Annotated in this window: 26 protein-coding genes; 9 read left to right on the top strand and 17 right to left on the bottom strand. The window is 45.1% G+C overall.

Going from position 1 to position 26930, the window contains the following annotated elements; genetic code table 11:
- Positions 1-67: 67 nt before the first annotated feature.
- The 7 genes from ADA42_RS02370 to ADA42_RS02340 form a co-directional block, all read right to left on the bottom strand.
- On the bottom strand, positions 68-1561 hold the full coding sequence (locus ADA42_RS02370) for an amino acid permease (protein WP_048763393.1): 1494 nt from the start codon (positions 1559-1561) through the stop codon (positions 68-70).
- A gap of 157 nt (positions 1562-1718) precedes the next feature.
- The gene (gene astE, locus ADA42_RS02365; protein ID WP_048763391.1) at positions 1719-2705 is read right to left on the bottom strand and encodes a succinylglutamate desuccinylase; all 987 of its coding nucleotides are present in this window, start codon (positions 2703-2705) and stop codon (positions 1719-1721) included.
- 36 nt (positions 2706-2741) lie between these two features.
- Entirely contained in the window at positions 2742-4082 is a 1341-nt protein-coding gene (gene astB / locus ADA42_RS02360; protein WP_048763389.1) for an N-succinylarginine dihydrolase, read from the bottom strand.
- A gap of 33 nt (positions 4083-4115) precedes the next feature.
- Positions 4116-5585 carry a succinylglutamate-semialdehyde dehydrogenase gene (gene astD, locus ADA42_RS02355; RefSeq protein ID WP_048763388.1) on the bottom strand — a complete coding sequence of 490 codons (1470 nt, stop codon included), beginning with the start codon at positions 5583-5585 and terminating at the stop codon, positions 4116-4118.
- Positions 5582-6628, bottom strand: coding sequence for an arginine N-succinyltransferase (gene astA, locus ADA42_RS02350; protein ID WP_048763386.1), 1047 nt, complete (start codon positions 6626-6628; stop codon positions 5582-5584). The genes astD and astA overlap by 4 nt, the downstream gene beginning before the upstream one ends.
- A gap of 19 nt (positions 6629-6647) precedes the next feature.
- Positions 6648-7853, bottom strand: coding sequence for an aspartate aminotransferase family protein (locus ADA42_RS02345; RefSeq protein ID WP_048763385.1), 1206 nt, complete (start codon positions 7851-7853; stop codon positions 6648-6650).
- Positions 7854-7928: 75 nt separating this feature from the next.
- Positions 7929-9200 (bottom strand): Glu/Leu/Phe/Val family dehydrogenase, encoded by a 1272-nt coding sequence (locus ADA42_RS02340; protein WP_048763383.1) that lies wholly within the window; start codon positions 9198-9200, stop codon positions 7929-7931.
- A gap of 229 nt (positions 9201-9429) precedes the next feature.
- Here ADA42_RS02340 and ADA42_RS02335 point away from each other — a divergent pair, with 229 nt between their 5' ends.
- Positions 9430-9852, top strand: coding sequence for an Lrp/AsnC family transcriptional regulator (locus ADA42_RS02335; RefSeq protein WP_004935092.1), 423 nt, complete (start codon positions 9430-9432; stop codon positions 9850-9852).
- A gap of 160 nt (positions 9853-10012) precedes the next feature.
- On the opposite strand, the gene ADA42_RS02330 is transcribed toward ADA42_RS02335, so the two are convergent.
- The 3 genes from ADA42_RS02330 to ADA42_RS02320 form a co-directional block, all read right to left on the bottom strand.
- Positions 10013-10204 (bottom strand): NF038215 family lipoprotein, encoded by a 192-nt coding sequence (locus ADA42_RS02330; protein ID WP_048763380.1) that lies wholly within the window; start codon positions 10202-10204, stop codon positions 10013-10015.
- A 161-nt stretch (positions 10205-10365) separates the two neighbouring features.
- Complete coding sequence (locus ADA42_RS02325) at positions 10366-10947, bottom strand: LysE family translocator (RefSeq protein WP_088459361.1); 582 nt, start codon at positions 10945-10947, stop codon at positions 10366-10368.
- 84 nt (positions 10948-11031) lie between these two features.
- Complete coding sequence (locus tag ADA42_RS02320) at positions 11032-11796, bottom strand: class I SAM-dependent methyltransferase (protein ID WP_048763427.1); 765 nt, start codon at positions 11794-11796, stop codon at positions 11032-11034.
- A 184-nt stretch (positions 11797-11980) separates the two neighbouring features.
- Here ADA42_RS02320 and ADA42_RS02315 point away from each other — a divergent pair, with 184 nt between their 5' ends.
- The 6 genes from ADA42_RS02315 to ADA42_RS02290 all read left to right on the top strand — a co-directional run bounded on the left by ADA42_RS02315 (position 11981) and on the right by ADA42_RS02290 (position 18231).
- Entirely contained in the window at positions 11981-12550 is a 570-nt protein-coding gene (locus ADA42_RS02315; protein ID WP_025094488.1) for a TetR/AcrR family transcriptional regulator, read from the top strand.
- On the top strand, positions 12543-14204 hold the full coding sequence (locus ADA42_RS02310) for an MFS transporter (protein WP_004935073.1): 1662 nt from the start codon (positions 12543-12545) through the stop codon (positions 14202-14204). The genes ADA42_RS02315 and ADA42_RS02310 overlap by 8 nt, the downstream gene beginning before the upstream one ends.
- Positions 14205-14219: 15 nt before the next feature.
- Positions 14220-15389, top strand: a complete 1170-nt coding sequence (locus ADA42_RS02305) for an HlyD family secretion protein (protein WP_048763378.1) — start codon at positions 14220-14222, stop codon at positions 15387-15389.
- 81 nt (positions 15390-15470) lie between these two features.
- On the top strand, positions 15471-16079 hold the full coding sequence (locus ADA42_RS02300; RefSeq protein WP_048763376.1) for an HAD family hydrolase: 609 nt from the start codon (positions 15471-15473) through the stop codon (positions 16077-16079).
- 3 nt (positions 16080-16082) lie between these two features.
- A complete protein-coding gene (locus ADA42_RS02295) occupies positions 16083-16955 on the top strand; it encodes a 1-aminocyclopropane-1-carboxylate deaminase/D-cysteine desulfhydrase (RefSeq protein ID WP_048763374.1) in 873 nt (290 codons plus the stop codon).
- Between the two features lie 79 nt (positions 16956-17034).
- Positions 17035-18231 (top strand): NAD(P)/FAD-dependent oxidoreductase, encoded by a 1197-nt coding sequence (locus ADA42_RS02290; RefSeq protein WP_025094483.1) that lies wholly within the window; start codon positions 17035-17037, stop codon positions 18229-18231.
- Here the strand turns inward: ADA42_RS02290 and ADA42_RS02285 are convergent.
- From ADA42_RS02285 to ADA42_RS02275, 3 genes are all read right to left on the bottom strand, one after another.
- Positions 18228-18428: a hypothetical protein gene (locus tag ADA42_RS02285; RefSeq protein ID WP_048763372.1), complete on the bottom strand. Its 201-nt coding sequence runs from the start codon at positions 18426-18428 to the stop codon at positions 18228-18230. The genes ADA42_RS02290 and ADA42_RS02285 overlap by 4 nt on opposite strands.
- 91 nt (positions 18429-18519) lie before the next feature.
- Positions 18520-20193 (bottom strand): mechanosensitive ion channel, encoded by a 1674-nt coding sequence (locus tag ADA42_RS02280; protein WP_004945594.1) that lies wholly within the window; start codon positions 20191-20193, stop codon positions 18520-18522.
- Positions 20194-20432: 239 nt separating this feature from the next.
- The gene (locus ADA42_RS02275; RefSeq protein ID WP_004935055.1) at positions 20433-20669 is read right to left on the bottom strand and encodes a hypothetical protein; all 237 of its coding nucleotides are present in this window, start codon (positions 20667-20669) and stop codon (positions 20433-20435) included.
- Positions 20670-20822: 153 nt separating this feature from the next.
- Here ADA42_RS02275 and ADA42_RS02270 point away from each other — a divergent pair, with 153 nt between their 5' ends.
- Complete coding sequence (locus tag ADA42_RS02270; protein ID WP_004935052.1) at positions 20823-21245, top strand: hypothetical protein; 423 nt, start codon at positions 20823-20825, stop codon at positions 21243-21245.
- Between the two features lie 47 nt (positions 21246-21292).
- Here the strand turns inward: ADA42_RS02270 and ADA42_RS02265 are convergent, their stop codons facing one another.
- Positions 21293-22054, bottom strand: a complete 762-nt coding sequence (locus ADA42_RS02265; protein ID WP_048763370.1) for a ferredoxin--NADP reductase — start codon at positions 22052-22054, stop codon at positions 21293-21295.
- A gap of 86 nt (positions 22055-22140) precedes the next feature.
- Between ADA42_RS02265 and gigC the strand changes: the two genes are divergently transcribed.
- Entirely contained in the window at positions 22141-23034 is an 894-nt protein-coding gene (gigC, locus tag ADA42_RS02260; protein WP_048763369.1) for a LysR family transcriptional regulator GigC, read from the top strand.
- 52 nt (positions 23035-23086) lie between these two features.
- Here the strand turns inward: gigC and upp are convergent, their stop codons facing one another.
- The 3 genes from upp to nuoM form a co-directional block, all read right to left on the bottom strand.
- Positions 23087-23722, bottom strand: a complete 636-nt coding sequence (gene upp, locus ADA42_RS02255; protein ID WP_004935042.1) for a uracil phosphoribosyltransferase — start codon at positions 23720-23722, stop codon at positions 23087-23089.
- A gap of 108 nt (positions 23723-23830) precedes the next feature.
- Positions 23831-25327 carry an NADH-quinone oxidoreductase subunit NuoN gene (gene nuoN / locus ADA42_RS02250; protein ID WP_004935040.1) on the bottom strand — a complete coding sequence of 499 codons (1497 nt, stop codon included), beginning with the start codon at positions 25325-25327 and terminating at the stop codon, positions 23831-23833.
- Between the two features lie 3 nt (positions 25328-25330).
- Entirely contained in the window at positions 25331-26929 is a 1599-nt protein-coding gene (gene nuoM, locus ADA42_RS02245; protein WP_004935038.1) for an NADH-quinone oxidoreductase subunit M, read from the bottom strand.
- Between the last annotated feature and the right edge of the window lies 1 nt (position 26930).

Below are 26930 nucleotides of genomic sequence, written 5' to 3'. Positions count from 1 at the left end.
TCCTAGACTGGCTTTTGTTTGGAGTGACATTTACAACTGACGCCATAAATGCAGGCAGCTTTTTGAATTACATTGATGTTTTTTCTTTATAAAAAAAGAAGTAACTGGCATAGCAAGCCGCAATAAACAAGATACAGCACACAAATCCAACTTGCATTGAAGGATCGGCCACCATACTGATACAAGTAATGGTACAAAACACCCCGCCCAATATCGGCGTAAGTGGGAAGAGCGGCGCCGCAAATTTTAGATCTTTAGCGGTTTTACCAGATTTGATCCATTGTCTACGAAAGTTAAACTGGCACACACAAATTGAAATCCACACCACCACCATGGTAAATGCCGCCACGCCTAGCAGATTTTTAAAAATGGTTTCGGGTGCAAAATGTTCAGAAAGCAGACCCGGAATGGCACCAAACATAGTGACCGTAATCGCTACAATCGGTGTACCTGAAGCAGTGAGCTTTTTGAAAACTTTAGGAAGCTGATTTTTGGCCGACAATGACCACATCATACGAGATGCCGCAAACAAACCAGAATTGGCTGCCGAAAGCAAAGCCGTAATAATCACAAAACGAATAATATCTTCGGCATAAGGGATGCCGATGTAGTTAAATACCGTCACAAACGGACTGTTGCTGACACTATTTGAATTCAGCCCCGCCATTTCATACGGTAGCAATGCACAAATCACAATAATTGTGCCGACAAAGAAAATTAATAACCGCCAAATCGCCGCATTGATGGCTTTAGGTACGGTTTGAGCTGGATTTTCAGCCTCACCTGCTGCCACACCAATCAATTCGGTGCCCGAAAAGGCAAAATTGACAATGAGCATTGTGGCAAAGATGGGGAAAACACCATTAGGAAACCAGCCATGTTCGGTTAATTTACTAAATAGCGGCGCAGATTCATGCCCATGATAAGAAATCACCCCAAAAATGGCGGCAAGTCCTAAACCAATAAAGCAGATAATGGTGAGCACCTTTACCAAGGAGAGCCAAAATTCCGATTCTGCAAACAATCGAGTAGAGCTGACATTCAGTGTAAAGATCGACCCTGCAAAAATCAGGGTCCATGTCCACATTGAAACTGAAGGAAACCACTCCTGCATCAGTAAAGCCGCCGCAGTAAATTCGGTTCCCAGTGTGGCGGTCCATGTCAGCCAGTAAAGCCATGTAATCATGTAGCCTGTTCCCGGGCCAATGTACGTTCTGGCATATTCACCAAACGAACCCGACACCGGCATATGCACCGCAAGCTCCCCCAAACAGAGCATGACCATGTAGGCAATCACGCCACCGAGCAAATACGATAAAATAGCTCCCACCGGCCCTGCCTGTGAAATCACATCGCCCGAACCTAAAAAAAGCCCCGTTCCAATGGCACCACCCAATGAAATCATGACCAGATGACGTTTGGTCATAGCACGCTTTAAGGGCTTTCCTGTATCGTGATCTCGGGCGATCGCACTGGTTTGTGCGCTACTTCGATCTTGATAGCCTGATTGCTCGTTCAGGAATCCGCCTGCCTGCAATGTCTTTTCATTGTCATTACTCATCCACATTCACTCCAACTATTTTTTTGACAACATGTCCTTGCTGTATATATCGCCCACCGGGTATTTCATCCACGTTCTGGGTCTCAACGTCCGTTTAATGAATCTCCATCTTCATACTCCATGAATGTCTATTCCTGACTGATTGGCCTCTGACGAGCTATTTTTTGTGCTGTGTGGTTTCCTCTAACACCAGTCCGGCACGTAAGCCCTTTTTTACCTGAGGGTTTGGAAATAAAATCCAGACCTGCTCGTGGTCAACGATTTGATTTTCGCCTGATTGTATCGCCAGCACATCGCCCTTTTGAAAAGTCGAAAAGTTGGGTGCATCTGCCGCAAGTTGAAGCTGAAAATCATCACTGTGTTTGATGATCGAACTCATCACCTTAAATTCGCGTATTGCAGGCTTATGTCGCACAGGTAAAACCGTGTCGCTTAAAATGGCACGCAGCACTTGATCAATTGGATCAAACTCAGATAAATCATTGTGTCCAAACGCTTTGGCTTTACCCAGTTCGAGCGTGGTACTGGCTGCTTGAAAATGCGTTGCAGTAAATTGGGTAAAGGTTTTGCCAAAACTGTTGTGATAAACCAGCGCATCCAGATCGGCTGCATCCAACTGTGCAAGCAATGCTGCATCATAGGGATGGCTTTGATATGGAAACAAAGCAAAGAGAGGCAATCGCGAGGCACGGATGGCAGTGTGCAAATCGTAATGATAAGCCTTGGCCTGCACATCTGAAGTGTGAAAAAAATGCGATGTGATATGTTCAAGCTCAGCTGCACGGCGAGTTTCTACATCTGCTGTAAGTGCCTCATGAGCGCCACAAAACATCCGGTTCATATCATTTTCAAGATAACGTACGCCTTGACGGATCGCCTCCGGGTTCCCCAAGACAAACAGCACCCGATGCTTGAGCATCAGTTTTGCAGCAAATAAATCTTTGAGAATGTTGTCGATCAATTCAATTGGGGCCGTTTCATTGCCATGAATCCCGGCAGAAAGCAAAATGGTTTTTTCATAACCCGTAACAGGCGTGCACTGCAACATCCCCTCGCCTAGCCACTGCCAGTAAAATTTTGCTGTTTCACCCGTGTCTTGTTCAGGCTCACGTTGCGTGAGTGTCAATGCCAATAGATCAACCATATGCTTTCATCCTTTAAAGTCTGTCGTTGCCGTGTGTTAGCGCTGGAAGTGATACACCGAACCTAATCCTAAAATTTGAGTCAGCTCGTCTAAAGCCGTTCTGCTCTCGATTAATAGCTGTGGATCGGCCAGATCATCCTGCGCCAGTCGATCCCGATAATGACGCTCAACCCACTGATTTAACGTGCTAAACAATGCGTCATTCATCATGATGTTCGGATTAACCGCTGCCAATTCGGCATCATTTAGCGCCACGCGCAAACGCAAACACGCAGGTCCACCGCCATTACGCATGCTTTCTCTCAAATCAAAGACTTTGATTTGATCGATTGGTGTTCCCATTTGCAGCAAATCTGTCAGATAAGCCCACACCGACGCATTTTGACGCGACTCCTCTGGCACCACCAGTGTCATTGCACCATCTGGACGGGTTAAAATCTGGCTGTTAAACAGATAGGTCGAGACCGCATCTTGGACCGATACACGTTGCTCAGGTACTTCAATCGCAACAAAGTCTTGCCCAATAGCAGCCATCTTTTCATGAATTTCTGCAAGCGCCTGTGACTGATTTAAAAACGCCTGCTGATGATGAAACAGCACCTGCTGATTACTCACAGCGATCACATCGTTATGGAATACTCCCTGATCGATCACCTCAGGATTTTGCTGTACAAACATTGTCCGGTCGGCATGCAAACCATGTAGGCGTGCAATTGCTTCGCTAGCTTCACGGGTTTGACGTGCCGGAAACTTTTTGGGTGCAACGGTACCGCCGAGTTGCTGCTGACCGTATACAAATACCTGAATACCTGCCTGATCATAGGCACCGCCCAAACGATTATGGTTGGCAGCACCCTCATCACCAAACAAGGCCGCTTCAGGTAATGCTTCATGATGCGCGAAATATACATCATGATTGAACATGGCTTGTAGGATTCGGGTGGTTGTCTGGTGCTCAATTGAACGATGGAACTTATTATTTAGGTTTGCGGCGGTAAAATGTACACGTCCATCTGCACTGTCGGCCGATGGCGAAACGGTACATGAGTTGGCTGTCCACATCGAAGAGGCCGAGCTGAGCGCAGACAATAACGCTGGTGCGGCGCGCATTGCTGCTGCAATGACGTCGCTATCGCTTCCACTAAAGCCTAATCGGCGAAGCGTAGGCACATGCGGGCGTTCTTGGGGCGCAAATACACCTTGCTTAAGGCCCAAGTCGGCCAAGGCTTTCATTTTGAGTAAGCCTTGCTGCGCCGCCAGCTTCGGATTAGACAGATTGTTGCGGTTGTTGGTTGATGCGACATTGCCAAATGACAATCCTGCATAATGATGGGTTGGGCCCACCAATCCATCAAAATTAATTTCATAACCCGACATGTTTTCTTCCTTTTAGGTGTTATGCAGTCCGTACTAGAGCACAATGCCCGGTGATAATTTCTCTGGTAATGTGAGCTGTTCACTTTCTAGCGATGCCATTGGCCATGCACTATAATCCGCCGCATAAAATGCGCTGGCACGATGGTTGCCCGAAGCCCCCACACCACCAAACGGTGCTGCACTTGAAGCGCCCGTTAACGGCTTATTCCAGTTCACAATACCGGCCCGCGCTTCAATCAGTACGCGCTCAAACAGTTCGCGAGAAGGTGAAACCAAACCTACAGCCAAGCCAAATCGTGTGGCATTGACAAGACTCAAGGCCTCATCAAACTGCTCATAACGATAAATACAGGTGAGCGGGCCAAAATATTCTTCATCTGGTATATCTGAAACCTGCGTGACATCTAAAATACCCGCCGTTAATAGCGAACTGTGTTCATCTGGTCGGGTCATTTCAAGCAGTGGCTTGGCACCTAGCGCAATCAGCTTGGCTTGCGCTCTGAGCATCATGTCGGCAGCGGCAGATGAAATCACGCCACCCATAAACGGTTGTGGCTGTGCATCCCACGGCCCAATCACCAACTGCTTGGCCACCTGCACAAATCTGACAATAAAGGCATCGCCTTGTGGTCCAGATTTGACCAAAATACGGCGCGCACAGGTGCAACGTTGCCCAGCAGAAACAAATGCAGACTGAATCGCCAGATTGACGACGGCATCCAGATCGACAGCGTCATCAATAATCAAGGCATTATTGCCGCCCATCTCAAGCGCCAGAATTTTTTCAGGTGCGCCTGCCAGTTGCTTATGTAGCTGATAGCCTGTTGATGCACTACCGGTAAATAACAGCCCATCAATTTGCGTTGCTGCGGCAAGCGCCTCACCCGTGCTTCGTCCGCCTTGCACCAAATTAAGTACGCCCTGAGGCAAACCCGCTTCGTACCAAAGCTTAACCGTCTCTTCGGCAGTCCAAGGTGTGAGTTCACTTGGCTTAAATACAAGAGTGTTACCTGCAATCAAAGCCGGAACAATATGCCCATTGGGTAAATGGCCCGGAAAATTATAGGGACCAAATACTGCCAAAACACCATGTGGCTTATGGCGTAACGATGCAACACCGTCCGGCATTTCAGTTTGGGTAAATCCGGTACGCTGATGATACGCACGAACTGAAATAGCCACTTTTGCAATCATCGACTGGACTTCGGTGAGCGTTTCCCAGCGCGGTTTACTGGTCTCACGGCTGATCACCTCTGCCAGATGCTGTTTATTTTGCTCAAGTAATGCTGCAAAACGCTCAATTATTTCAATGCGGGCTTCTAGACCTAAACGTGCCCATGCTGGAAAGGCCTCACGTGCCGCCAGACATGCTGTTTCAACCTCTTGGGCAGTTGCTTCATATCCGCGCCAGATTAACTCGTTACTGATCGGGTCAGTTTTGGTCATCACTGCACCAGATCCTTGTCGCCATGTTCCATTGATGGCAAGTGCGCCTGTTGTCATTGTTGATTCTCCATTTGATCTAATGCTAAAACACGAACCTGATCCTGCTCGGTCACGTGAAGAGCTGCTGCCTGTTCTGGGGTCAGACAAATACTGTGCTCATCGGTTAGTGCGACCTTAAGCAGTAAAACCCGATAATGGTGATAATCGTCGTTGGCGACCAAATAGCATCGCTCTGAAACCGAAACGTGATCTGAAATCACAACGTTTACGTAACGGCTGTCTTTCACTGCACGTAAATCTGAAGTATTCGCTTCAAGCGTTGGCCCTGCATCAAAAATATCAACATAACCTTGATACTGTAGACCTTCGGTCATCAATACCTTTGCTGCGGGTAAGGTATGCGGATGCACCTGAGCAATCACATGACGTGCTGCTTCGGGTAACAACGCCACATAAACCGGAAAGCGTGGCATCAACTCGGCAATAAAGACTTTTTGCCCTACGCCACTTAAATAGTCTGCTGTGGCAAAATCCATATGAAAAAAATGCGATCCCAAGGCATCCCAAAACGGGGAATGTCCATTTTGATCGGAATAACCGCGCATCTCTGCAATCAGTTTTTCTTTAAACAGTGAGCGAAATGCGGCAATAAATAAGAACCGAACCTTGGAAAGAAATTTGCCATTTTGGTTTTTACGATAATCTGGATCGAGAAATAAGGTACACAGCTCACTACAGCCAGTGTAATCATTGCTCATAAACAACGTGTCGAGCGCGGTATATACATTAAGCTCTTTTGAAGCATGTACCTGTTTGGCAACGCGAAAATTATAAAACGGCTCATTGAGGCCAACCGCGACCTCAATTGCGCTTACCCCAACAATTTTTCCAAGCGCAGTATCTTCAAGTACAAATAAATAGCTGGCCTCGTAGGCTTCAGCTAAACCATCGAGTGTCCGCGTAGTACGGTCAATGCGAGCCGCCAGAATTTCTTTATTTTGTGGCAGTGAGGTCAGGCCAATACCTGACTCTCCTGCCCGCCCTGCCAACCGAAAAATATCATCTAAGTCTCGGTGTGCAGCATGTCTCACAATCATCATGATCAGATTCGCTTTTGACTTAAAGACGAGCTAATGCGCGTGCAAAACGATTTAAACCTTCATCGATATCTTCAAATGGAATAATCAGCGACGGCGCAAATCGAACCACGTCCATACCCGCCACCAAAGCCAACAGACCTTCTTCGCCCGCTAAGGTCACGATATTTTTGGCTTTGCCTGCATATTCGTCTTTGAGTACACAGCCTAAAAGCAGACCTTCACCACGGATCTGTTTGAACAGACCCAACTTTTCATTGATGGTGTTAAGCCCAGCAACAAAATGTTGATGACGGTCTTTGACGCCTTGCAGTACCTCAGGCGTGTTGACAAACCCATAGACTGCACTGGCCACTGCAGCGCCCAAAGGATTACCGCCATAGGTCGTGCCATGATCACCGACCACAAACATATTGGCAAAATGATCGGTGGTGAGCATCGCACCAATTGGGAATCCACCTCCCAATGCTTTTGCCGTGGTCAGAATATCAGGCGTAACACCTGTATTCATGTAGGCATAAAGCGAGCCAGTACGCCCAACACCAGTTTGTACTTCATCAAAAATCAAGACCGCGCCAAACTGATCGCATAGCTCACGTAGCCCCTGCAAAAATTCACGTGTTGCTGGCACTACACCGCCTTCACCTTGGATAGGTTCAACAATCACCGCACAGGTATGTTCATTAATCAGCGCTTTGACAGCGTCTAAGTCATTAAAAGCTGTGTGCTGAATACCTTCTGGAAGTGGCGCGAAATCTTGCGAATATTTTGGCTGACCGCCTGCGGTCACGGTAAATAATGTACGACCATGAAAGGCATTTTTAAAAGCCACAATCTGGTTTTTATGCGCCTGACCGCTCATCATGCCGACTTTACGTGCCAGCTTTAGTGCCGCTTCGTTGGCCTCTGCACCTGAGTTACAAAAGAAGACCTTATCGGCAAAGGTACTTTCGACCAATTGACGTGCCAAATTTAGCACTGGTTCGTTGGTATAACCGTTGCCCACATGCCAAAGTTTTTGAGCCTGTTCGGTCAGTGCGTTCACCGCAACAGGATGCGCATGCCCCAGTGCATTAACCGCAATACCACCTGCAAAATCGATATATTCTTTTTCGTTTTGATCCCAAAGACGCGAGCCTTCACCACGGACCAAAATGAAATTTGCAGGGGCAAATACTGGTACCATCCAGTCATTAAAATTACTACGGGTGATTGCGAGATTACTCATTATGTTCACTTCCTGTTTTTTAGTCGGGCTTGGCCTGATGCTCAAGCCCCGAGTCATCACGATGTATTGCGCTATTTAGCCTGGGAAAATGCCACGTTCCTTACGTGCTTTTAAAATACGCTCGCAGGCCAAAATATAAGCTGCTGTACGCAGGCTGCACCCTTTTTGAGTAGCAGTATTCCAAACATCGGCTGTGGCCTGAATCATGAGCTTGTCCAGACGCTGATTAATTTCGTCTTCACTCCAGAAGTAGCTCGACAAGTCTTGTACCCATTCGAAATAACTCACGGTCACACCGCCAGCATTACAGATAACATCGGGTACCACGGTGATCCCACGGCGAACAAATACATCATCTGCTTCTGGATATGTTGGGCCATTAGCACCTTCAAGCACCAGTTTGGCTTTGAGCTGCTCTGCACGCTCTACTGTAATCTGACCTTCTAATGCGGCAGGAATCAGAATATCCATATCCACTGTCCAGAAAGTTTCGTCATCAATTACAGTCGCGCCGGCAAACCCCATTACGCCGCCGTGTTCAGTCACATGCTTCTGTAACTCTTTCACGTTTAAACCTTCGGCATTGTAAATGGTGCCCGTATGGTCTTGTACACACACAATTTTGGCCTGTGCATGGCTAAATAAATATGCGGCTTCATTGCCAACATTACCAAAGCCCTGCACCGCAACCTTACTGCCTGCAATTGGCAATTGAATTCGCTCAGCAACCTGCATTCCGGTAATAAACACACCACGTCCTGTCGCACGGACACGACCCAGTGATCCCCCTAAATGCACCGGCTTGCCTGTCACCACACCGGTTACGGTATGACCTTTGATGCTCGAATAGGTGTCCATCATCCAGCCCATAATGTCGGCATTGGTGCCGACATCCGGTGCAGGAATATCAATTTGAGGCCCAATAATTGGACTAATTTCACTGGTAAAACGGCGTGTCAGGCGTTCAAGCTCACGTGGTGACAGCTCTTTCGGGTTGACTCGAATGCCACCTTTGGCACCACCAAAAGGCAAATTCACCACCGCAGTTTTAATGGTCATCCACGCAGAAAGCGCCATGACCTCATTCAGTTCGACATCTTGATGATAACGAATCCCGCCTTTACCCGGCCCACGCGATAAGTTGTGTTGAACACGATATCCTTCAAAATGGCGAATCGAGCCGTCATCCATCACAATTGGAACATCGACAATCAAAGTCCGCTTTGGACTTTTTAAGGTGTTAACAAAATTGCTTAAATCCGCATCCAAATATGGTGCCACGCGATCGATTTGCGTGAGATAGGTTTGCCATGCACCATTGGTTTGATCTGCATATGATAAAGACATTACGGTTTCCTTAATTGACTTTGTTCCTGTTGGCTCACGTATCGTCATCTAGGTCATCGAAGATACGTAGCCACGCCTCTTTAAATCATCTATACAGCTTTTGACTGCGTCTCAGATGATCTGGCGTTTTGTGTATGCACTATTATTCACAATCAAATTGACACAGAAAATTTGTCTTAATGACTAAAATGAATTATTTTTTATCAAATTGATTATAGTCAGTAGCAAAATGAATAATCTTGACCAAATGATTTTAGGCTTACTTAAAGACAATGCCCGAATGTCGATTACCGAACTGGCGGCCAAAACACGCGTCTCGAGAGCTACGGTACAAAAGCGAATTGAATACATGGAAACCACCGGAATTATTGCGGGCTATACGGTGCGTTTTCGTCCAGATGTTGAAAATAATATTATTCGGGCGTGGGCCAATATCATGGTGGAAGGCACCAAGGCACAGTCGGTGATTCGTGAATTACGCCTAGAAACAGCGGTTGAGCGCCTGCACACCACCAATGGTAAATGGGATCTTTTGGTCGAATTAAAATCTGATTCACTGGAAAGCTTTGATAAAGCGCTGGAAAGAATTCGAAATATTTCAGGAATTTACAACAGCGAAACCAGTATTTTGCTTTCGACGTATAAAACTTGAGTCAATGAGCAAAAACTGGATAGCATGGTATATGTGCGTTTAAGTCGCCAATATTAACTGGTCAGAAGTCACCATAAGTTTAAACTTATGCTGCTTTCACAATTGATCAGTTTAATGTTAAAAAGGCTTTCAATCCTGCATAACTGAAAGCCCGATAGTCTTATTCACGTTGCACAGCGCTTTGATTGAGAGCAAGTTCTTGAGATAGTTTGTAGTCTTTTTCATAGACGGGCATACCCGCTATGCTCATGGCACGCTCAGCTTTTGGTGGGCGCATATTGTCTTTCATATTACAGGCTGTGAGTCCAAGGAGCAGCACAGCACCTACAACGACAGCGGATAATTTTTCCATTATATCCTCCATTGTTTTTGTTATTTTATTCAGATTAGCATGTTTAAAACAAAGTGGAATGTTTTATCTATTTCAATTTATAACCAACATATTTTTGAATCGTAATTGATACAAAAAAAGCGCGAATCTATCGCGCTTGATCTCATAAAAATTTAAACTTATTAGCGGCTTGAGAACAACATTTTGAGCCCGAGTAGGGTCACAATACCGCCAGTCACACGGTCGATCAGGGTTTTGGCCTTGATGTATAGTGTACGTGGTTTTTCCGAAGACAATAACAATGCAACCAGAGAATACCAGCCGGCATCGATGACAAAACAAATCACTGGCAAAGCAACGTAATAATAACTAGGGATGTCTTTTGGCAATAAAGCAGTAAAAACACTGGCCAGCACCACCGCAATTTTTGGATTACTTAACTGCGTTAATAAACCATAACGATAGGCACTTGAATAGGTCATTTTAGAGACTACAGCACTTTGTGTATCCATTGGCTGTTTGGCATGCTTTAAAATTTTGTATGCCATCCAAAGTAGATATAACCCGCCCCCGATTTTCAATACCAGATAGGCAGATGGAACTGCCAGCAAAACCGCCTGTAGGCCAATCACGGCCAAAAATCCAAAAATTGCTGCGCCCGTCCCCGTGCCCAAGGCCGTAAATAATCCATGCTTACGCGATTTTGCAATTGAGTTCTGAGCTACATAAATAAAGCTCGGGCCAGGACTCATGGCACCCAACATCAATGCAGCAGCAATCGAAAAAAGTGGTATTAAGCTATCCAAGACCGGAGACTCTATAAAAATCAGGCGCGTATTTTAGCAGATTTATTTGATTTTGCTGAGTACCAAATACACCACAGGGCTGACAAAAGAACCATCATTTTGTATTTGATAGTAATTTTTGATTTGGTCTGTGGTGTGCTGCTGTAAATAGCGAAGCGATTCAACTGCATGTAGAGGCGTTTGCATACGTTCTACCCAGCTTCTGAACTCAAGTGGAAGCTGTTGTTGATCTAGAGTCTCAATAGCAAATCCGGCATTTTCGGCAAAATTTATCCACTCGCCTAAGCTGTAATTTCGTACATGACTCGGATCTCGCAAGGTTTCCATGCTTTGAAAAAATGTATCGAGTAAAGGCGATGCATGGCCTAAAATATCAACGAATACTGCTTTGCCATGGGGTTTAAGTACTCGCCAAACTTCATTTAAGGCCTGAGGTACACTTTGCCAGTGATGTGCCGAATAGCGACTGACCACCACATCAAAACGCTCTGATTCAAACGGAAGCTTTTCTGCCGGCCCTTGCTGTCCATTTACCTGAAATAACTGACGTTGTTGTGCCTCATGAAGCACGGTTGTGACCATTTCATCGCTTAAATCATAGGCCGTTATTTCATCGACATAGGGTGCAAGCTGATAAGTAACATGCCCGCCGCCACAGCCCAAATCCAAAACAGTTTTCAATCTATTCTGCTGGATCAATGCTTGCATTTTTTTAAACTCATCACCTTGTGCATGTACTACACTACTTAAATAAGCATTTGATTTATTTTGATATTGCTGCTGATTTATGTCATGTCTTGTGATCATTTCTTTACGCTTCATTAAGAGATAACCTGACTATACTGGGATTGAAACAAAATAAATAATCATGAATTATTTGATTATAAATAACTAAAAGTAATCAATTATTACAAAACTTATTCAAACAAATGCTGTTAGTACGGACAAAAATGTCCGTAAAATAGTTTCATCCCCTTTCGTTGGTCGTGCCATGAGTAAACACGTGAAACGCGCCGCTCAAAATCGCGAAGATTTGCTCGAGGCCGCAATCGAGATGTTTAAACTGCATGGCATGATGGTGCCGTTGCAGGTCATCATCGATCATGCTCATGTCGGACGCGCTACGTTTTACCGAAATTTTGCAGACCGCAAGGCGCTGATTTATGCCTTGTTGGAACAGGCCTTGCAGGCACTTGAACATCGAGCCAAACCCTATTATGAATCACCCGATGGTTTGATTTTGCTCATTCAAAGTCATGTATTTCACCTTAATCAATTGTCTGTGCTGATGGAATACTGGAGAGTACTGGACTATTCCGACCCCACATTACAACAGCTGATTACCCAACACAAAATGATTATCCAGCCCCTAATTGATCGTGCGGTTGCACAGCAGTTATGCCGATCAGATTTTAGTTTTGAAGATTATCGCAGCATTATTACCATGCTATCTTCTTGTTTTCGCGGACACGATCAAAGCGAACAAGTTCGTTTGGCCAGCCGTGTAATCGAATTATTGCTCAATGGCATCATTGTCAAACACGAGGTGCAACATGGCTGAGACACCACGTTACCTCGAAACGCCACCGGACTGGACCGATGAAGAACGCCCGGTCATTCCTGGTTCACCGCCCTCAATTGCGCATCCTACACATAAACGGTATTTGTATTTTATTATCGGGACGTTTATTGCGCTGACCGCAGGCTTGAGTAATGGTTTTATCACTGCCAACTTACCACAGCTACAAGGTGAATATGGCCTGACACCTGTCGAATCGGCATGGCTACCAGCGGCCTATGTGATGGCCAATGTCAGCTCCAATCTCATCTTGTTTAAAGCCAGACAACAATATGGGCTGAGACTGTTTACCGAAATCGGTTTGTTGGCGTTTATAGCTGTGATGATTTTGCATATTTTTGTGCAGAACTATCACATGGCTATTTTTGTGCGTTTTATTAGCGGGATGGTGGCAGCGCCGCTAAGTTCGCTTGGCATGTATTACATCATGCAAGGCTTTAGTAATGCACATCGGCTCAAAGGCTTATATATCGGATTTGGCTTTGGGCAACTTGGCGTACCACTGGCGTGGATTATTTCACCCGCTTTGGTGACAGTAAACAACTGGACGGTGCTTTATACCTTTGAACTTGGACTGGCTGTGTGCTGTTATGCCATGGTGGTGTCGCTTAAATTACCGCGTAGTTTGCGAATAGCCGTATTTGAACGCCAAGACATTTATACTTTTTTACTGCTTGCGCCCGGATTTGCCTGTCTTTGCGCTGTTCTCACCCAAGGGCCTTTGTTGTGGTGGTTTGATTCGCCTTGGCTGGCCTATGTACTTATGAGTGGTTTTATACTGCTGGTACTAGGTTTTTATTACGAGCATCATCGTACCAACCCATTATTAATGACTCGCTGGCTGGGCACAGCGGGTGTTTTACGTTTTATTTTTGGTGCTTTTGCACTGCGTTTTTTACTCTCAGAACAAAGTTATGCAGCAGTCAACTTTTTGAAAACTGTCGGAATGGGTCCAGATCAATTTGTGGGCCTGTACACGATTATCTTTTTCGGAATGTTGGCAGGTGTTGTATTTAGTGCAGTGACATTTTCCAGAGAACGTACGATTTTGCATCTGGTTTTGGCTTCATTTTTGATTTTGGTTGCCAGCAAACTCGATGCACATCTTACCAGCGATATTCGCCCCCAAAACTTTTTTCACAGTCAGTTTCTAATTGCCTTTGCCAATGGCTTATTTATCGGGCCGTTGCTGCTGGTTGGCTTTGGGCGCGCCTTAAAAGAAGGCCCGAGCCATGTAGTCACGTTTATTGTGCTGTTTTCAGCGACACAAAATTTTGGGGGATTGGTTGGATCTTCATTTTATAACACCTATCAAAAGCATCAGACACAAATTTATCAGATGGACATTAATCGAAATCTGACACAAACCGATCCCATTGTGGCACAGCGCCTGAGTCAGTATCAGGCTAAATTTACCCCCTCGATTACCGACCCAACGCTTGATCAGCTTCAGGCCGTCAAAACGCTGTCACAAACCGCAAATCGTGAAGCGCAGGTGCGTGCTTACAATGATGTGATTAATTTTAATAGTATTGTGGCTATTGTGCTGTTTTTATGGGGCGTGTGTAATATTTTATGGGGCAAATACTTGGCTTACCGAGAGCGAATCGCGGCTCAACGTTCATCTTCATTTTGAATTCCGAGACTATTTATGAGTGACGAGCAAAAACCAAATTCATCTGATTCATCTGCATCGGGCGAGTCTCATCCACCGCCCGCTAATGCCGAACAGAATTCGGGGGCTTCGCCTTCTCCGCTGAAACAAGTCCCCAGCGTAGGAAAGCTGATTCCAACCAAAAAATCGACTTTGATTCTCATGTTTTTCGTTTTACTGGTTGGGATTGGTTTGATCATGTGGGCATGGCAAATCGGGCCGTTTCAAACCGCTTTACAACAGACCGATAACAGTTATGTGAAGGGTAAAACCACCGTATTGTCTTCTCAAATCAATGGCTACATTAAAACGGTATTGGTTAAAGATTTTGATACGGTCAAAAAAGGTCAGCCCCTGATTTGTATCGATGCGACCACGTACGCCCAAAAAGTGACACAGGCACAATCGGCTGTCGAGCAGGCACAAAACAATCTGGCCAACCAGACTCAAACCATTGCCCAGCGGCAGGCCGATATTGTGGCAGCTCAGGCTCAGGTCGATCAGGCTCAGGCCCAGTATCAATTGTCTGTCGATCAGTTAAAACGCTATCAACAACTTGGCGACAGCGGCGCAGTCTCACGCTCTGAACGCGATCAAGTTGCGGCAACTGCAAAGAATGATCTAGCTGCACTCAAAAAAGCACAAGCCAACGTCAAAGTCGCCGAAGAAGCATTAAAAACAGCACAAGTGGCCCAAGTGGGTTTACAGGCTCAAGTCACCAATGCTCAGGCACAGCTAGATCAAGCCAAAACCACTCAAAACTATAGCATCATTAGCGCACCAATGAATGGTCAGTTAGGTGAAGTCACGCCACGTGTTGGACAATATGTTGCAGCAGGCTCTCAGTTGTTGTATCTGATTCCACAACAAACTTGGGTAATTGCCAACTTTAAAGAAACACAGATCGCGAAAATGCGGATTGGCCAAAAGGCAACCTTTACTGTCGATGCACTCGATCATCAAAAATTTACGGGGCATGTCGAACAGATTTCACCGGCTGCCGGCTCAGAGTTTAGTGTACTCAAAGCAGATAATGCCACAGGTAATTTTACCAAAGTGGTTCAGCGCATTTCGGTAAGGATTGCCATCGATCCGAATCAGGATGGCCTTGCCCGTTTACGCCCCGGCATGTCGGTCATTACATCGGTTGATACCTCAACACCATGAGGATCAACCACGTTGGTGATTTCACCCTATTTCTGGGTTAAACTCGCTTGCCCAACAATAAAATAAAACTAAAGGCCTGATTTGAATAACATTGCTTTTTTTGATTTTGACGGCACCATTACCTCGACCGATTCTTATACCCCTTTTATTTTTCAAACCATTCCGGCATCCAGAATGAAAAAAGGAAAGTTTTTACTTGCTCCTTACATTCTGGGTTATCGCTTAAATTTGATTCGCGGTACGGTACTACGCTCAAAAATTTTCAAGCTGGGCTTTGCAGGGCTTGATGCAAACGAACTTCAGCAAAAAGGACTCAGCTTTAGCCAAAGCTATTTGCCACAGATTATCCGTCCACAGGCATTAGAGCGTATTCAGTGGCATTTGGCACAAGGTGATCGTGTCGTGGTGGTGTCTGCATCTATGGATGTCTATCTAAAACCGTGGTGTGCACAATATGGCCTTGATCTGCTTTGCAGTGAAGTCGATGCCATCGATGGCAAGATTACGGGAATTTATAAAAACGGCGACTGTAGCCGTGAAGTCAAAAAGCAACGTATCTTGGACAATTATGATTTAAGCCTTTATGCTGCGATTTATGCTTATGGTGATACCATTGAAGATCATGAGATGCTGTCATTGGCCACACATGCCTTTTATCGCTGGCAACCCGTCCACCCCAATTCACTTTAATTTATGTTTGATGCTTTGGCCCAACAGATTCCCTATCACACGCTTATTGACACCGCTGCTGTACGGCTCGATGTAAAACGGCTTGATCTGATCCATCCACAAATCTCGGGCAACAAATTTTATAAGCTCAAGTACAATCTGATCGAAGCTCAGAAACGTGGTTGTGCGCGTATTTTGACCTTTGGCGGGGCATTTTCCAATCATATTGCCGCCACAGCCTACGCTGCGCATCACTTTAATTTTCAGAGTATCGGCATCATACGGGGGGAAGAGCTTGCTGATCGTCCACTCAATCCTACGTTAAGCACTGCACAGGCTTTGGGTATGCAGCTTGAGTTTATCTCGCGTGCGCAATATCGTCAGAAGGATCAGCCGGAATTTATTCAGGCCTTGATGCAGCACTATCCAAATACCTATATTGTGCCTGAAGGCGGCACCAATGCACTGGCAATTCAAGGCAGTAAAGAAATATTAAGCAACTTCGATCGAGAACAGTACGATTTAATTTGTTGCGCTGTCGGAACAGGCGGTACATTGAGTGGATTAATTGAATCAAGTGCTGAATCTCAGCAGCTGCTGGGGTTTTCAGCATTAAAAGGTACTTTTTTATCTGAACAGATTCGCGGGTTGACTCAAAAGACCAACTGGAAAATTACAGATGATTATTGTTTTGGTGGATATGCCAAAAGCTCGCCACGTTTATTAAACTTTATGGCGAGTTTTGAAGAACGTTATCAGATTCCACTCGAACCGATTTATACCGCCAAAATGTTATACGGCTTGTTTGATCTGATTGAACAACAGGCCTTTGCTCAAGGTATACGCATACTGGCCTTGCACACAGGGGGGCTACAAGGGCGTTTATCTGCAAAGTAGCGAACATAGGCATCTAGTTCTGACATCTGCGCCAGAATCTTTTATAATCGCCCCCTTTGTTTTGGCTAGGTAGTTTCAAATGTCGTTTCAGTATGATGTGATCGTTCTGGGTGCAGGCGCATCGGGCCTGATGCTGGCCTCACATGCGGCCAAGCGTGGCCGTTCGGTGCTGATTCTTGAAAAAGCCAATAAAGTCGGCAAAAAAATTCTGATGTCGGGCGGTGGCAAATGTAACTTTACCAACTTATACGTCGAACCCGAGCATTTTATTTCTCATAATCCCCATTTTGTCATTTCTGCACTGAGCCGCTATACCAACTGGGATTTTATTGGCTTGGTGTGTGATTACGGCATTGCCTACGAAGAACGCAAACACGGACAGCTCTTTACCTTAAAAGGTGCAAAAGAGATTTTAAATATGCTGCTTTCGGAGTGTGAGAAAGCGGGCGGTGTCGAGATTCAAACCGACAGTGAAGTCAAGGCTGTAACCAAGCAAGAAAATGGTCGCTTTCAGGTTCGTACCCCACACGCCAGTTATACGGCAGAGTCTGTAGTGGTGGCCTCTGGGGGGCTTTCGATTCCGACACTAGGCGGTTCGGGCTTTGGATACGAGCTTGCCAAGCAATTTGGTCATCACGTTTATCCAACTCGAGCAGGATTGGTGCCCTTTACCTTTTCAGATCAATTTAAAGAAGTCACAACACGTTTAAGTGGTAATGCACTGGATGTGACGCTCTCTAACACTCAAAATAGCTTTAATGAAGCGCTATTGTTTACACATCGCGGATTAAGCGGGCCCAGCGCATTACAGCTTTCTAACTACTGGAACAGTGGCGAAGCATTTCAAATCGATTTCTTTCCAAGTCATGAGTTACTGGCGTATTTCAAAGCGAAAAAACAGCAACAGCCGAAAGTCTTGTTACGCACCTTACTGAGCGAACTGGCCGCCAAAAGCATTGTGCTGGAACTACAACAATTAATCTGGCCAGCACATGCTGAAACCGCAATCGGACAACTCAGTGATGCCTTGCTTGAAGAGATTTGCAAACAGTTGCATGCATTCGCTGTCAAACCATCTGGAACCGAAGGCTACCGAACAGCGGAAGTCACTTTAGGTGGTGTCGATACCACTGAAGTTTCATCGAAAACCATGCAAAGCAAACGCGAGCCAGGCCTGTTTTTTGTTGGAGAAGTGCTTGACGTTACTGGTCATTTGGGCGGTTATAACTTCCAGTGGGCTTGGGCCTCTGCAGTTGCGGCAGCAGAATTTGTCTAGCGCTCAGTTGAGGTTTGATCTTCTGAGGAAGTTGTCGATGGTTTGGTTTCAATCGATTCATTAGACGATTGATTCGGGCGTGGTTGTTTTGACGCACTCGATTTAGAAAAAATAAACTTATAGGCACTCGCCAGAAATCCGACCGTAATACCGGCAATCACAATAGGCGCTAAAAAACGATTTGGTTGCTTTTGCATACGATTCTCCTGTCGTTTGATAGTGAAATAAAATACATAAAAGATTAGCCACCCAAACTAGAGTGGCTAATCTTATTGAAAAAATCAAAGTTTATTTAGGTTGGTCGTCGGATTGTCCCGGTAAAGAGATATCGTCACCCTCACCTTTTGAACCATAAGGATTGTTCAGTGGCGTATTGTTCGGATCCACCTCAAAGTTGGTTGGTACGCTATGATCTGAATGTGACGTCACATCCGGCGATGCAAAAGTGGTCTTTTCACGCGCGGTTTGTGCAACAGGATTTGGATCATTACCCTCTGCCTTGACTTTATCGATTAAATCCGTCAGTACACGTTCTGCAGGCTGACGGCCACCTAAACCAAAAGCCAATGCAAAAGCGACGGCTACAGCACCGAGTGTGAGTCCAAAGGCCAGATTGACAATTGAATCGGCAATGCCCATAGCACGAAGTCCCATGGCCAAAACCAGTCCCATAATCAATACACGAACCAAATTACCCAACCAGCGCGAACTGTTGTATTCGCCACGCTGTACCACATTGGCCACAATATTGGCTAACCAGAAACCGATCACCAAAATCACGGCACCAAGCAAGATATTTGCGCCAAAGGCAATGAACATCGCGATCAGATTACTGATCTGCTCAAATCCAAGTCGGTTTGCAGCTTCAGATACGGCAAACAACATGGTAAAAAAGACAATCAGCACAGCAACTACATGTGAAACTTTGGTGCTACCCAAGAAGCGCTGTAAATCAAACTTGGCCGGAATGTCATCAACACCTGTACCCGCCAGAATATCCTGTACCAAATTGGCAATAAAACGCGACACCACATACGCAATAATCAGGATTAAACCTGCTGCAATGATGTTTGGAATGGCATACATGATTTCGTTCAGCATTGAGGTTGCAGGCTGAGAAATCGTTTCAATTCCAAGGGCTTCAAACGCTACAATTAACGCCGTGATCATGACCAGCGCGAAAACAAAAGACCCGAGTACACGGCCCAAATTGCTTTGCTTAAACAGACCAATTTTCTGTGCCTGTTGCTGAAGTCCGATACTGTTGACCAGTCCCTCGACAATACCGCGTACAATTTTTGCCAAGATGTAACCTACAAATACGATCACACCAGCAATGAAAATATTCGGTAAATAGCCAACGGCATCATTGAGCATGTTTTGTACAGGTAGCAAAAGCCCTGTCAATCCAAGAATAGACAGCACGATTGGTAAAAAGAGCAACAAAATCAGCCAGTAAACAATGTCGGCGATATTTTCACTCAACGGGCGCACACCCACTTCAGAACTGAGCTTTTCATCGAGTTGCGTTCTTGCAAGTACATTGGAAAAACCAGCACGAACCAAACGTGCAATAATCCAACCCACCAAGGCCACAACCGCAGCAGCAATCAAGTTAGGAACAAATACCAGCACTTGTGTGATCATGGCACTAAACGGACCACTCACGCTGTAGATGTTGAGGACATTGAGTGCAGCAATCAGTGCAATCGTCAGTACAAACCAAAACACAAATTTTGAGACGATGCGCTCGAAGTCTGGTGTTTTTCCAGTTGCAGAGGACAAACGATGGTTGGTGCCCAAGGCACTGAGTAATTTTTTAACTCCAGCGGCGATCACCAGTGCCAAAATCCAACCAATAATAAACACCACAACGGCTGCTACAATCGGTTGGAAAATGTCCCAGTAATACATCAGATCATAATGAGCACGATTCGGCTCATTTCCAAAGAAATTATTCATGTTGTAGGTATCCTCTTTTTATCTTTTATTGGCTTAGCAATTTATGATTTAACGATAGAGTGAACATCAAAATATCTCTGATTATAAAAATATTGTGATATTTATCACTTTATTTTGAGTGCATTTTTTATTCAATTGTTCTCATAAGAATTACAACAAAATCACTGCAAAACATTGCAAGAAAGGCTCTTGTTCAATCATGAAAAGAGCCTCTCTTACTCAGAATAATGACGAATTCGCTATGACTGCTTAGAATCTGGCGTTGGATTATTCGGCGTAGCAGGCTGCGCATTCGGATTTGGATGATCTGGCGGCGCATCTGCTGCATCTGGCTGATGATCAGCCACCATATAGGCAATTAATGCCACTAGGAAAATCCCCACAACTATAAGAATATAAACAGGCAGCTTACGTTTACGTTCAGTTTCTTCTGGTGATGAAGCATGTGAAGATGGTTTGCTATAATCGTGTTTCATATTTTCACCCTCTTATTTTTTATATCCTTTACCATCATAACAAGCACTTATGTAGCGTTGTGTGAAAAAGCATTGTAGCAACGTGTTCTTTGTTTCATCGTTGTACTAAAAAATAGGCTATACTATGCGATCGATTTTTTTGTTTAAACAGTTATGTCGTACCGTCAGCAAAATGTAACGCTTGATCTTGACACTGACGTCACCCACCAGTGTACATTGCATCACACGCGCGATGAACACCTTATTGGTATAATTGAATTTAGCAAACCGAGCTTTTCGATAAAATGGGGAGATCTGGAATATTTTCGTCGCAGAACCGAGGAATTTTCTGTGATGCCGTTTCCCGATTGCGTCAATGCCATGATCATTGATATTCGTAATGTCAACGCTTTTTTAGACAACGAAGTACCGATTATTCCATGGCGCCTGCTTGAAGAAGAATGTCCGATTCGTCTTATCGTGCCTCACGAACGTCTTGCGCATTATATCGGGGTATTTGAACCCACCTGGATCAATACCGATCTAGACAGTGCAATTAGCGAACTGCGCGAGTTTATGGATATGTTTGTGCACTGAGTGCGCAAACCGCTATACTTAATGTATGGCATGCTGTATTTCACTGATTACCAGTAGTTTTCCACGGCAATATTCCCTTCTCCGCGTCGGTTCATGGTCAAACCACGGCGCTTCAAGGCTCCTTTGGTATCGTCTACCATTTGTGGATTACCGCAGAGCATCACATGGCTGCTTGCAGCATTTAATTGCTGACCGACGGCAGCTTCTAGCTCACCGTTTTCAATCAGGATCGGCAGTCGATCATGTAGCTGAGCATGTGGATCACGGGTGATGATTGGCACAAATTTAAAGCCGTTATGTCCCTCGCCAAAACTTGAGGCAATTTCTTCAATCCGCTTCACGTACGCCAGTTCAAAAGCCGTTCTTACGCTATAAACCAAGTAAATCTGCTGATAATTTTCCCACGTGGCAAAATCTTGCAACATCGAAATAAATGGAGCTAAACCTGTTCCAGTTGCCAAAAGCCATAAATCTTGTGGCAGCGGCAGTTGATAGCGTGCCAAGGTTAAAAAACCATATGGGATTTTTTCTAGATACAGTTCGTCACCCACCTGCAAATGTTGCAAGTTTGAGGTAAAAGCGCCATCTGGTACTACAATTGAAAAAAACTCGAGTGTTTCATCGTATGGCGAGGACACAATCGAATAAGCACGCACCACCAGATCATCTTTTACTTTTAAGCCAATTCGTGCAAACTGCCCTGCTGCGAACTTAAAATGCGCAGGACGTGTTAGGGTAAAACTAAACAAGGTTGGGGTCCAACGATGTACCGACAACACTTTTTCTACGCTAAATTTTTCAATTGACATAATTTCAACGTGGCACGAAATGGTGTGCTCATGTTAGCATGACACGTCAATTTTTTAATACTTTTTAAAGAGTAAGGCTTCATTCCATGCGCATGACATTACGTCAGTTGGCTGTTTTTGTGGCAGTCGCTCAAGAGGGAACGGTCACCAAGGCCAGTGATGCAGTCCGACTCACCCAAAGTGCAGCCAGTATGGCGCTGGCCGATCTGGAAGATGGCCTGGGCGCACCATTGTTTGATCGTTTGGGCAAACGCCTGCAGCTGAATGATCTTGGCCGCTTCTTATTGCCTCAAGCACTTGAAATTTTAGGGCGCTGTGAAGCATTTGAACAAGCGGCCAAAGGTGAATTACAAAGTATTGATCTGCGTTTGGGTGCGACCCTGACCATCAGTGATTACCTGATTCCCGATCTAATGGCAGACTTTTTACAGATCCATCCGCAAGCGCATTTGCAGCTACAAGTAGGCAATACTCGTCAAATGATTGAAGCCGTCAATCAATTCCAGCTTGATCTGGCACTGATTGAAGGTTCGTGTCATTTACCACAGCTACAGTGTATTCACTGGCTCAACGACGAACTTGCCGTATGCTGCTCGCCAGAGCATCCGCTGGCTCAGCTCAATCGTGCACTCACCCAAGAAGACTTTTTAAACGTGGAGTGGATTTTGCGCGAAGAAGGATCTGGTACGCGTGAAGTGTTTGATAATGCGATCTTGCAAGATGTACCTGATGCTAATATTCGTCTGACACTCGGACATAACGAAGCCATTTTAAAAATTGTCGCCGGTGGTCTGGGTATGTCGTGTATTTCCAAACTGGCAATACAACCGCTCATTGAAAAAGGTCAGTTGGTGATTCTAAAAACACCATTTTGGGAGCTTACCCGCCCGCTGCATCTTTTAGTACATCGTCAAAAGTATCAGGGGCCTGGGCTGAAGGCATTTATGAATTTTTGTGAAAATCGAGTCAATGACATTTAAATCATTCTTATCATCAAGAAATAAAAAAGCCACGAGAACGTGGCTTTTTTTATTAATCTTTTTGGACGCTACCAAAAATCTTATCTCCGGCATCGCCTAAGCCCGGTACAATGTAGCCGTGTTCATTGAGTCCGTCATCAATTGAAGCGGTATAAATCTCAACTTCTGGATGTTTGTCCTGAACCTTTTTAATTCCTTCAGGCGCGGCCACCAACACCATCACACGGATATCTTTACAACCGCTGGCTTTAAGCACATCAATCGCCGCAATCAAAGAGCTACCGGTCGCCAACATCGGATCGATAATCATGGCAATACGGTTAGCAACATCAGGTACCAGTTTTTTGTAATAGGTACGTGCTTCAAGCGTTTGTTCATCACGCTCTAGCCCTAATACACTCACTTTGGCACTTGGAATCAGATTGAGTACGCCATCGAGCATACCAATGCCTGCACGCAAAATTGGCACGATGGTGATTTTCTTGCCTGCAATACGCTGTGTTGCAACTTTACCTGCCCAGCCATCAATTTCATGATCAACCAACAGTAAGTCCTGTGTTGCTTCATAGGTCAGCAACATCGTGACTTCTTGCGCTAATTCACGAAAATTTTTAGTACTAATATCCGCACGACGCAACAAACCAAGTTTATGACGGATTAAAGGATGGCGGATTTCTTTAATGGGCACGAGAGACACCTAAAACTACACTAAACTCCGGGTATTATAGTGGGTTTTAAGCATGAAATATAAAAAAAGCCTCCAAAAATGGAGGCTCTTTTTGTTAAAAACCCATCATTACTGATGATTTGCTAACACAAAGTGCAATGGTGAAAGAATTTCACCCTCAAGTGCCAGCTTGATGATTGGATCTGGATAGATACCAATGATCAACACCAATGCAGCCGCAGCAAGCACCATGATTCCACCAACTTTTTGCCCCCAGTGCTTATCGGCATCGATACGAGGAACGTCTGGCGGTGTCATATACATGACGATCATGACACGTAAGTAGTAGTACAAACCAATACCACTACCTACAATAATCATGGCAGCCAAGAACCAATGCTGGGTCGTAACGGCAGCCATAACGACCAAGAACTTCCCGATAAAACCAGCAGTCAATGGAATACCAGCCAAAGACAGCATCATGACGGTTAAGGTGGCAGTCAATACCGGACGACGCCAGAACAAACCACGATAATCGGCCAAGCTCTCTGCTTCATCGATATTGTTATACGGGCTTGACATCAATGCCACTGCACCGAACGCACCAATCGTGGTGAGTACATAAGTAATGATATAAACCGTTACACTGCCTAAGCTTGCATAGGTCATACTTACCAAAGCAATGAGCAAATAACCAAAATGTGCAATCGAAGAATATGCAAGTACACGTTTTAAGTTTACTTGACGTACAGCCAGCAAGTTACCAATCACAATCGACAATACCGCCAAAATGGTAATGATCGTCACGATGGAGTCGATTAGAATCGCGCCAGAAGTCAGCATATAGCGAACAAACAGACCCACTGTCGCTACTTTGGCAGCCGTCGCAAGGAAGGTTACCAATGGTGCTGGTGCACCTGAATAGACATCTGGTGTCCATTTGTGAAAAGGGGCAAGTGACAGCTTGAATGCAACAGCAAAAATGATCAGGCCAAGACCCAAGATCACCATTGGCTGTTTGATCGCTTCAAACAATGCTTGTACTGAATCGTAAAATGCCAGTGAACCCGTATAGGCATAAATGTAAGCCATACCCATCAATAACATGGCAGATGCAGTCGCAGACAGTACCAAATACTTGATACCCGCCTCCAATGAACGGCTACGCTGATAGGTGTAGGCCAGCAAGCCGTACATCGGAATTGACATTAACTCAAGACTGATAAAGAACGACGCATAATGCGCGCTCGCCACCATGAGCATGGCACCCGACACCGAAATAAGCAGCAATAAATACAGCTCTTCACGATTGTCTTTGTAGCTTTCAATATACGCATGCGACAAGGTACAGCACGCCAATGAGGCAACAACAATCAAAAGTTGATAGAGCAATGTAAATGGATCAACCATAAACATGCCCATGATGTTAGACGGAACAAATTGTCCGCCAAACATGGTCAAAAGAATATAAGCCGCTGTTAAATTTAAGCCTACGACTGAGGTGGTCGCGATGAGATTATGATTACGTTTGATCGAAATCAGAATCATCACCACCACTGCAGTGAGAACCACAATCAGGACAGGAGCTAAAGGCATGAGCTGAGAAAACGACATTGTGAAGTTCATGGCTTATTGGATCTCCACATTACTAAGTTGGGCTACTGCCTCTTGAGTAACGTCAACGACTTGTTGTACAGGCACATAACTGTTGCTTAACCACTGCATAGATGAATGCGAGATGTCTAGGAAAGTTTGCGGATACATCCCCAACCAGACTAGACCAACCACACAAATCATCAAGATCCCTACTTCGCGAGCAGATAAATCTTTAAGCGGGCTATTGTAGTGCTGTGCTTGTTCTGGATTCGGCTCACCAAACAATGCGCGGTGAATCAAGATCAAACCGTATAGACCCGCAAACACCAAACTTACAGCTGCAATAATGGTAAAGGTCGGATATTTGTTGAATGAACCCATCAAGATCAGGAATTCACCAATAAAGTTACCTAGACCCGGAATACCAACCAATGCCGCAACAAAGAACATTAAGAAAAATGGCAAGTAACGGAACTGACCGCGAATACCACCCATTAAGCGCATATCGCGAGTGTGCAGACGCTCATAGATTTGACCGCACATAATGAACAGTGCAGCAGACGACAAACCGTGTGCCAGCATCATGATCATCAAACCTTGATAAGTCAGAATGTTTCCGGCATAAATCGCGAGCAGTACAAAGCCCATGTGCGAAATTGAGGTATACGCCAATAAACGCTTCATATCGGTTTGCTGGTAAGCACACCAAGCGCCGTAGAAAATACCGATCAAACCAAAGATAATCGCAATATCTGCAAACTGTGCAGATGCTGCCGGAAAAAACGGAATCACAAAACGAAGCAAACCGTAGGCCGCTGTTTTAATCAAGATCCCTGCAAGGTCAACCGAACCTGCCGTAGGTGCCTGTGCATGTGCATCTGGCAACCAACCATGTAACGGGAAAACAGGCAGCTTGACTGCAAAACCAATAAAGAAGCAGAGCATAAATGCATATGCCACACCTGCTGGTAGGTTATTGGCCACGGCAAGCAAGTAGTTGTAATCAAATCCGATCATTCCGGTCATCATGTAACCGTAAACCACCAGACCCAAAATACCAATCAGCATGATCAAACCGCAGATCTGGGTATACAGGAAGAATTTCGTTGCTGCATATACACGCGAGCGTCCATTCGAACCTTTATGTCCCCATAGTGCAATCAAGAAATAGATTGGAACCAGCATCATCTCCCAGAAGAAGAAGAACAGGAACATATCGATGGCTAGGAACACCCCGATCACACCGCCCAATGACCACAGTAAGTTCAGGTGGAAAAAGCCAACGTTTTTCTGGATTTCACCCCAAGAACAACCGACTGCAAGAACACCCAGCAATGCGGTTAAACCCACCATAAGCAGCGATAAACCATCCACTGCCAAATGAATGCTGATACCGAGGGTTTTAATCCAAGGAATATAAAACTCAGATGACCATGTTGGTGTTTTTTCGCCGAGCTCGTAATGATAAGTACCATGCTGCCACAGTGCGATGGTCAATCCCAAAGTGATTAACATGCCAATCAAGGCAATCCAGCGTGGAAGTTGCTGGTCGAGTTTATCGACCAACCAACACACAAAACCAGCAATGAACGGAATCAGAATCAGCGCGGGTAAAATTAAATTGTTTTCCATT

Source organism: Acinetobacter sp. 243_ASPC, assembly GCF_001054715.1.
GTDB lineage: Bacteria > Pseudomonadota > Gammaproteobacteria > Pseudomonadales > Moraxellaceae > Acinetobacter > Acinetobacter soli.
The sequence above is the reverse complement of the archived record's forward strand: the minus strand, read 5'-3'. Positions and strand labels throughout refer to the sequence as shown.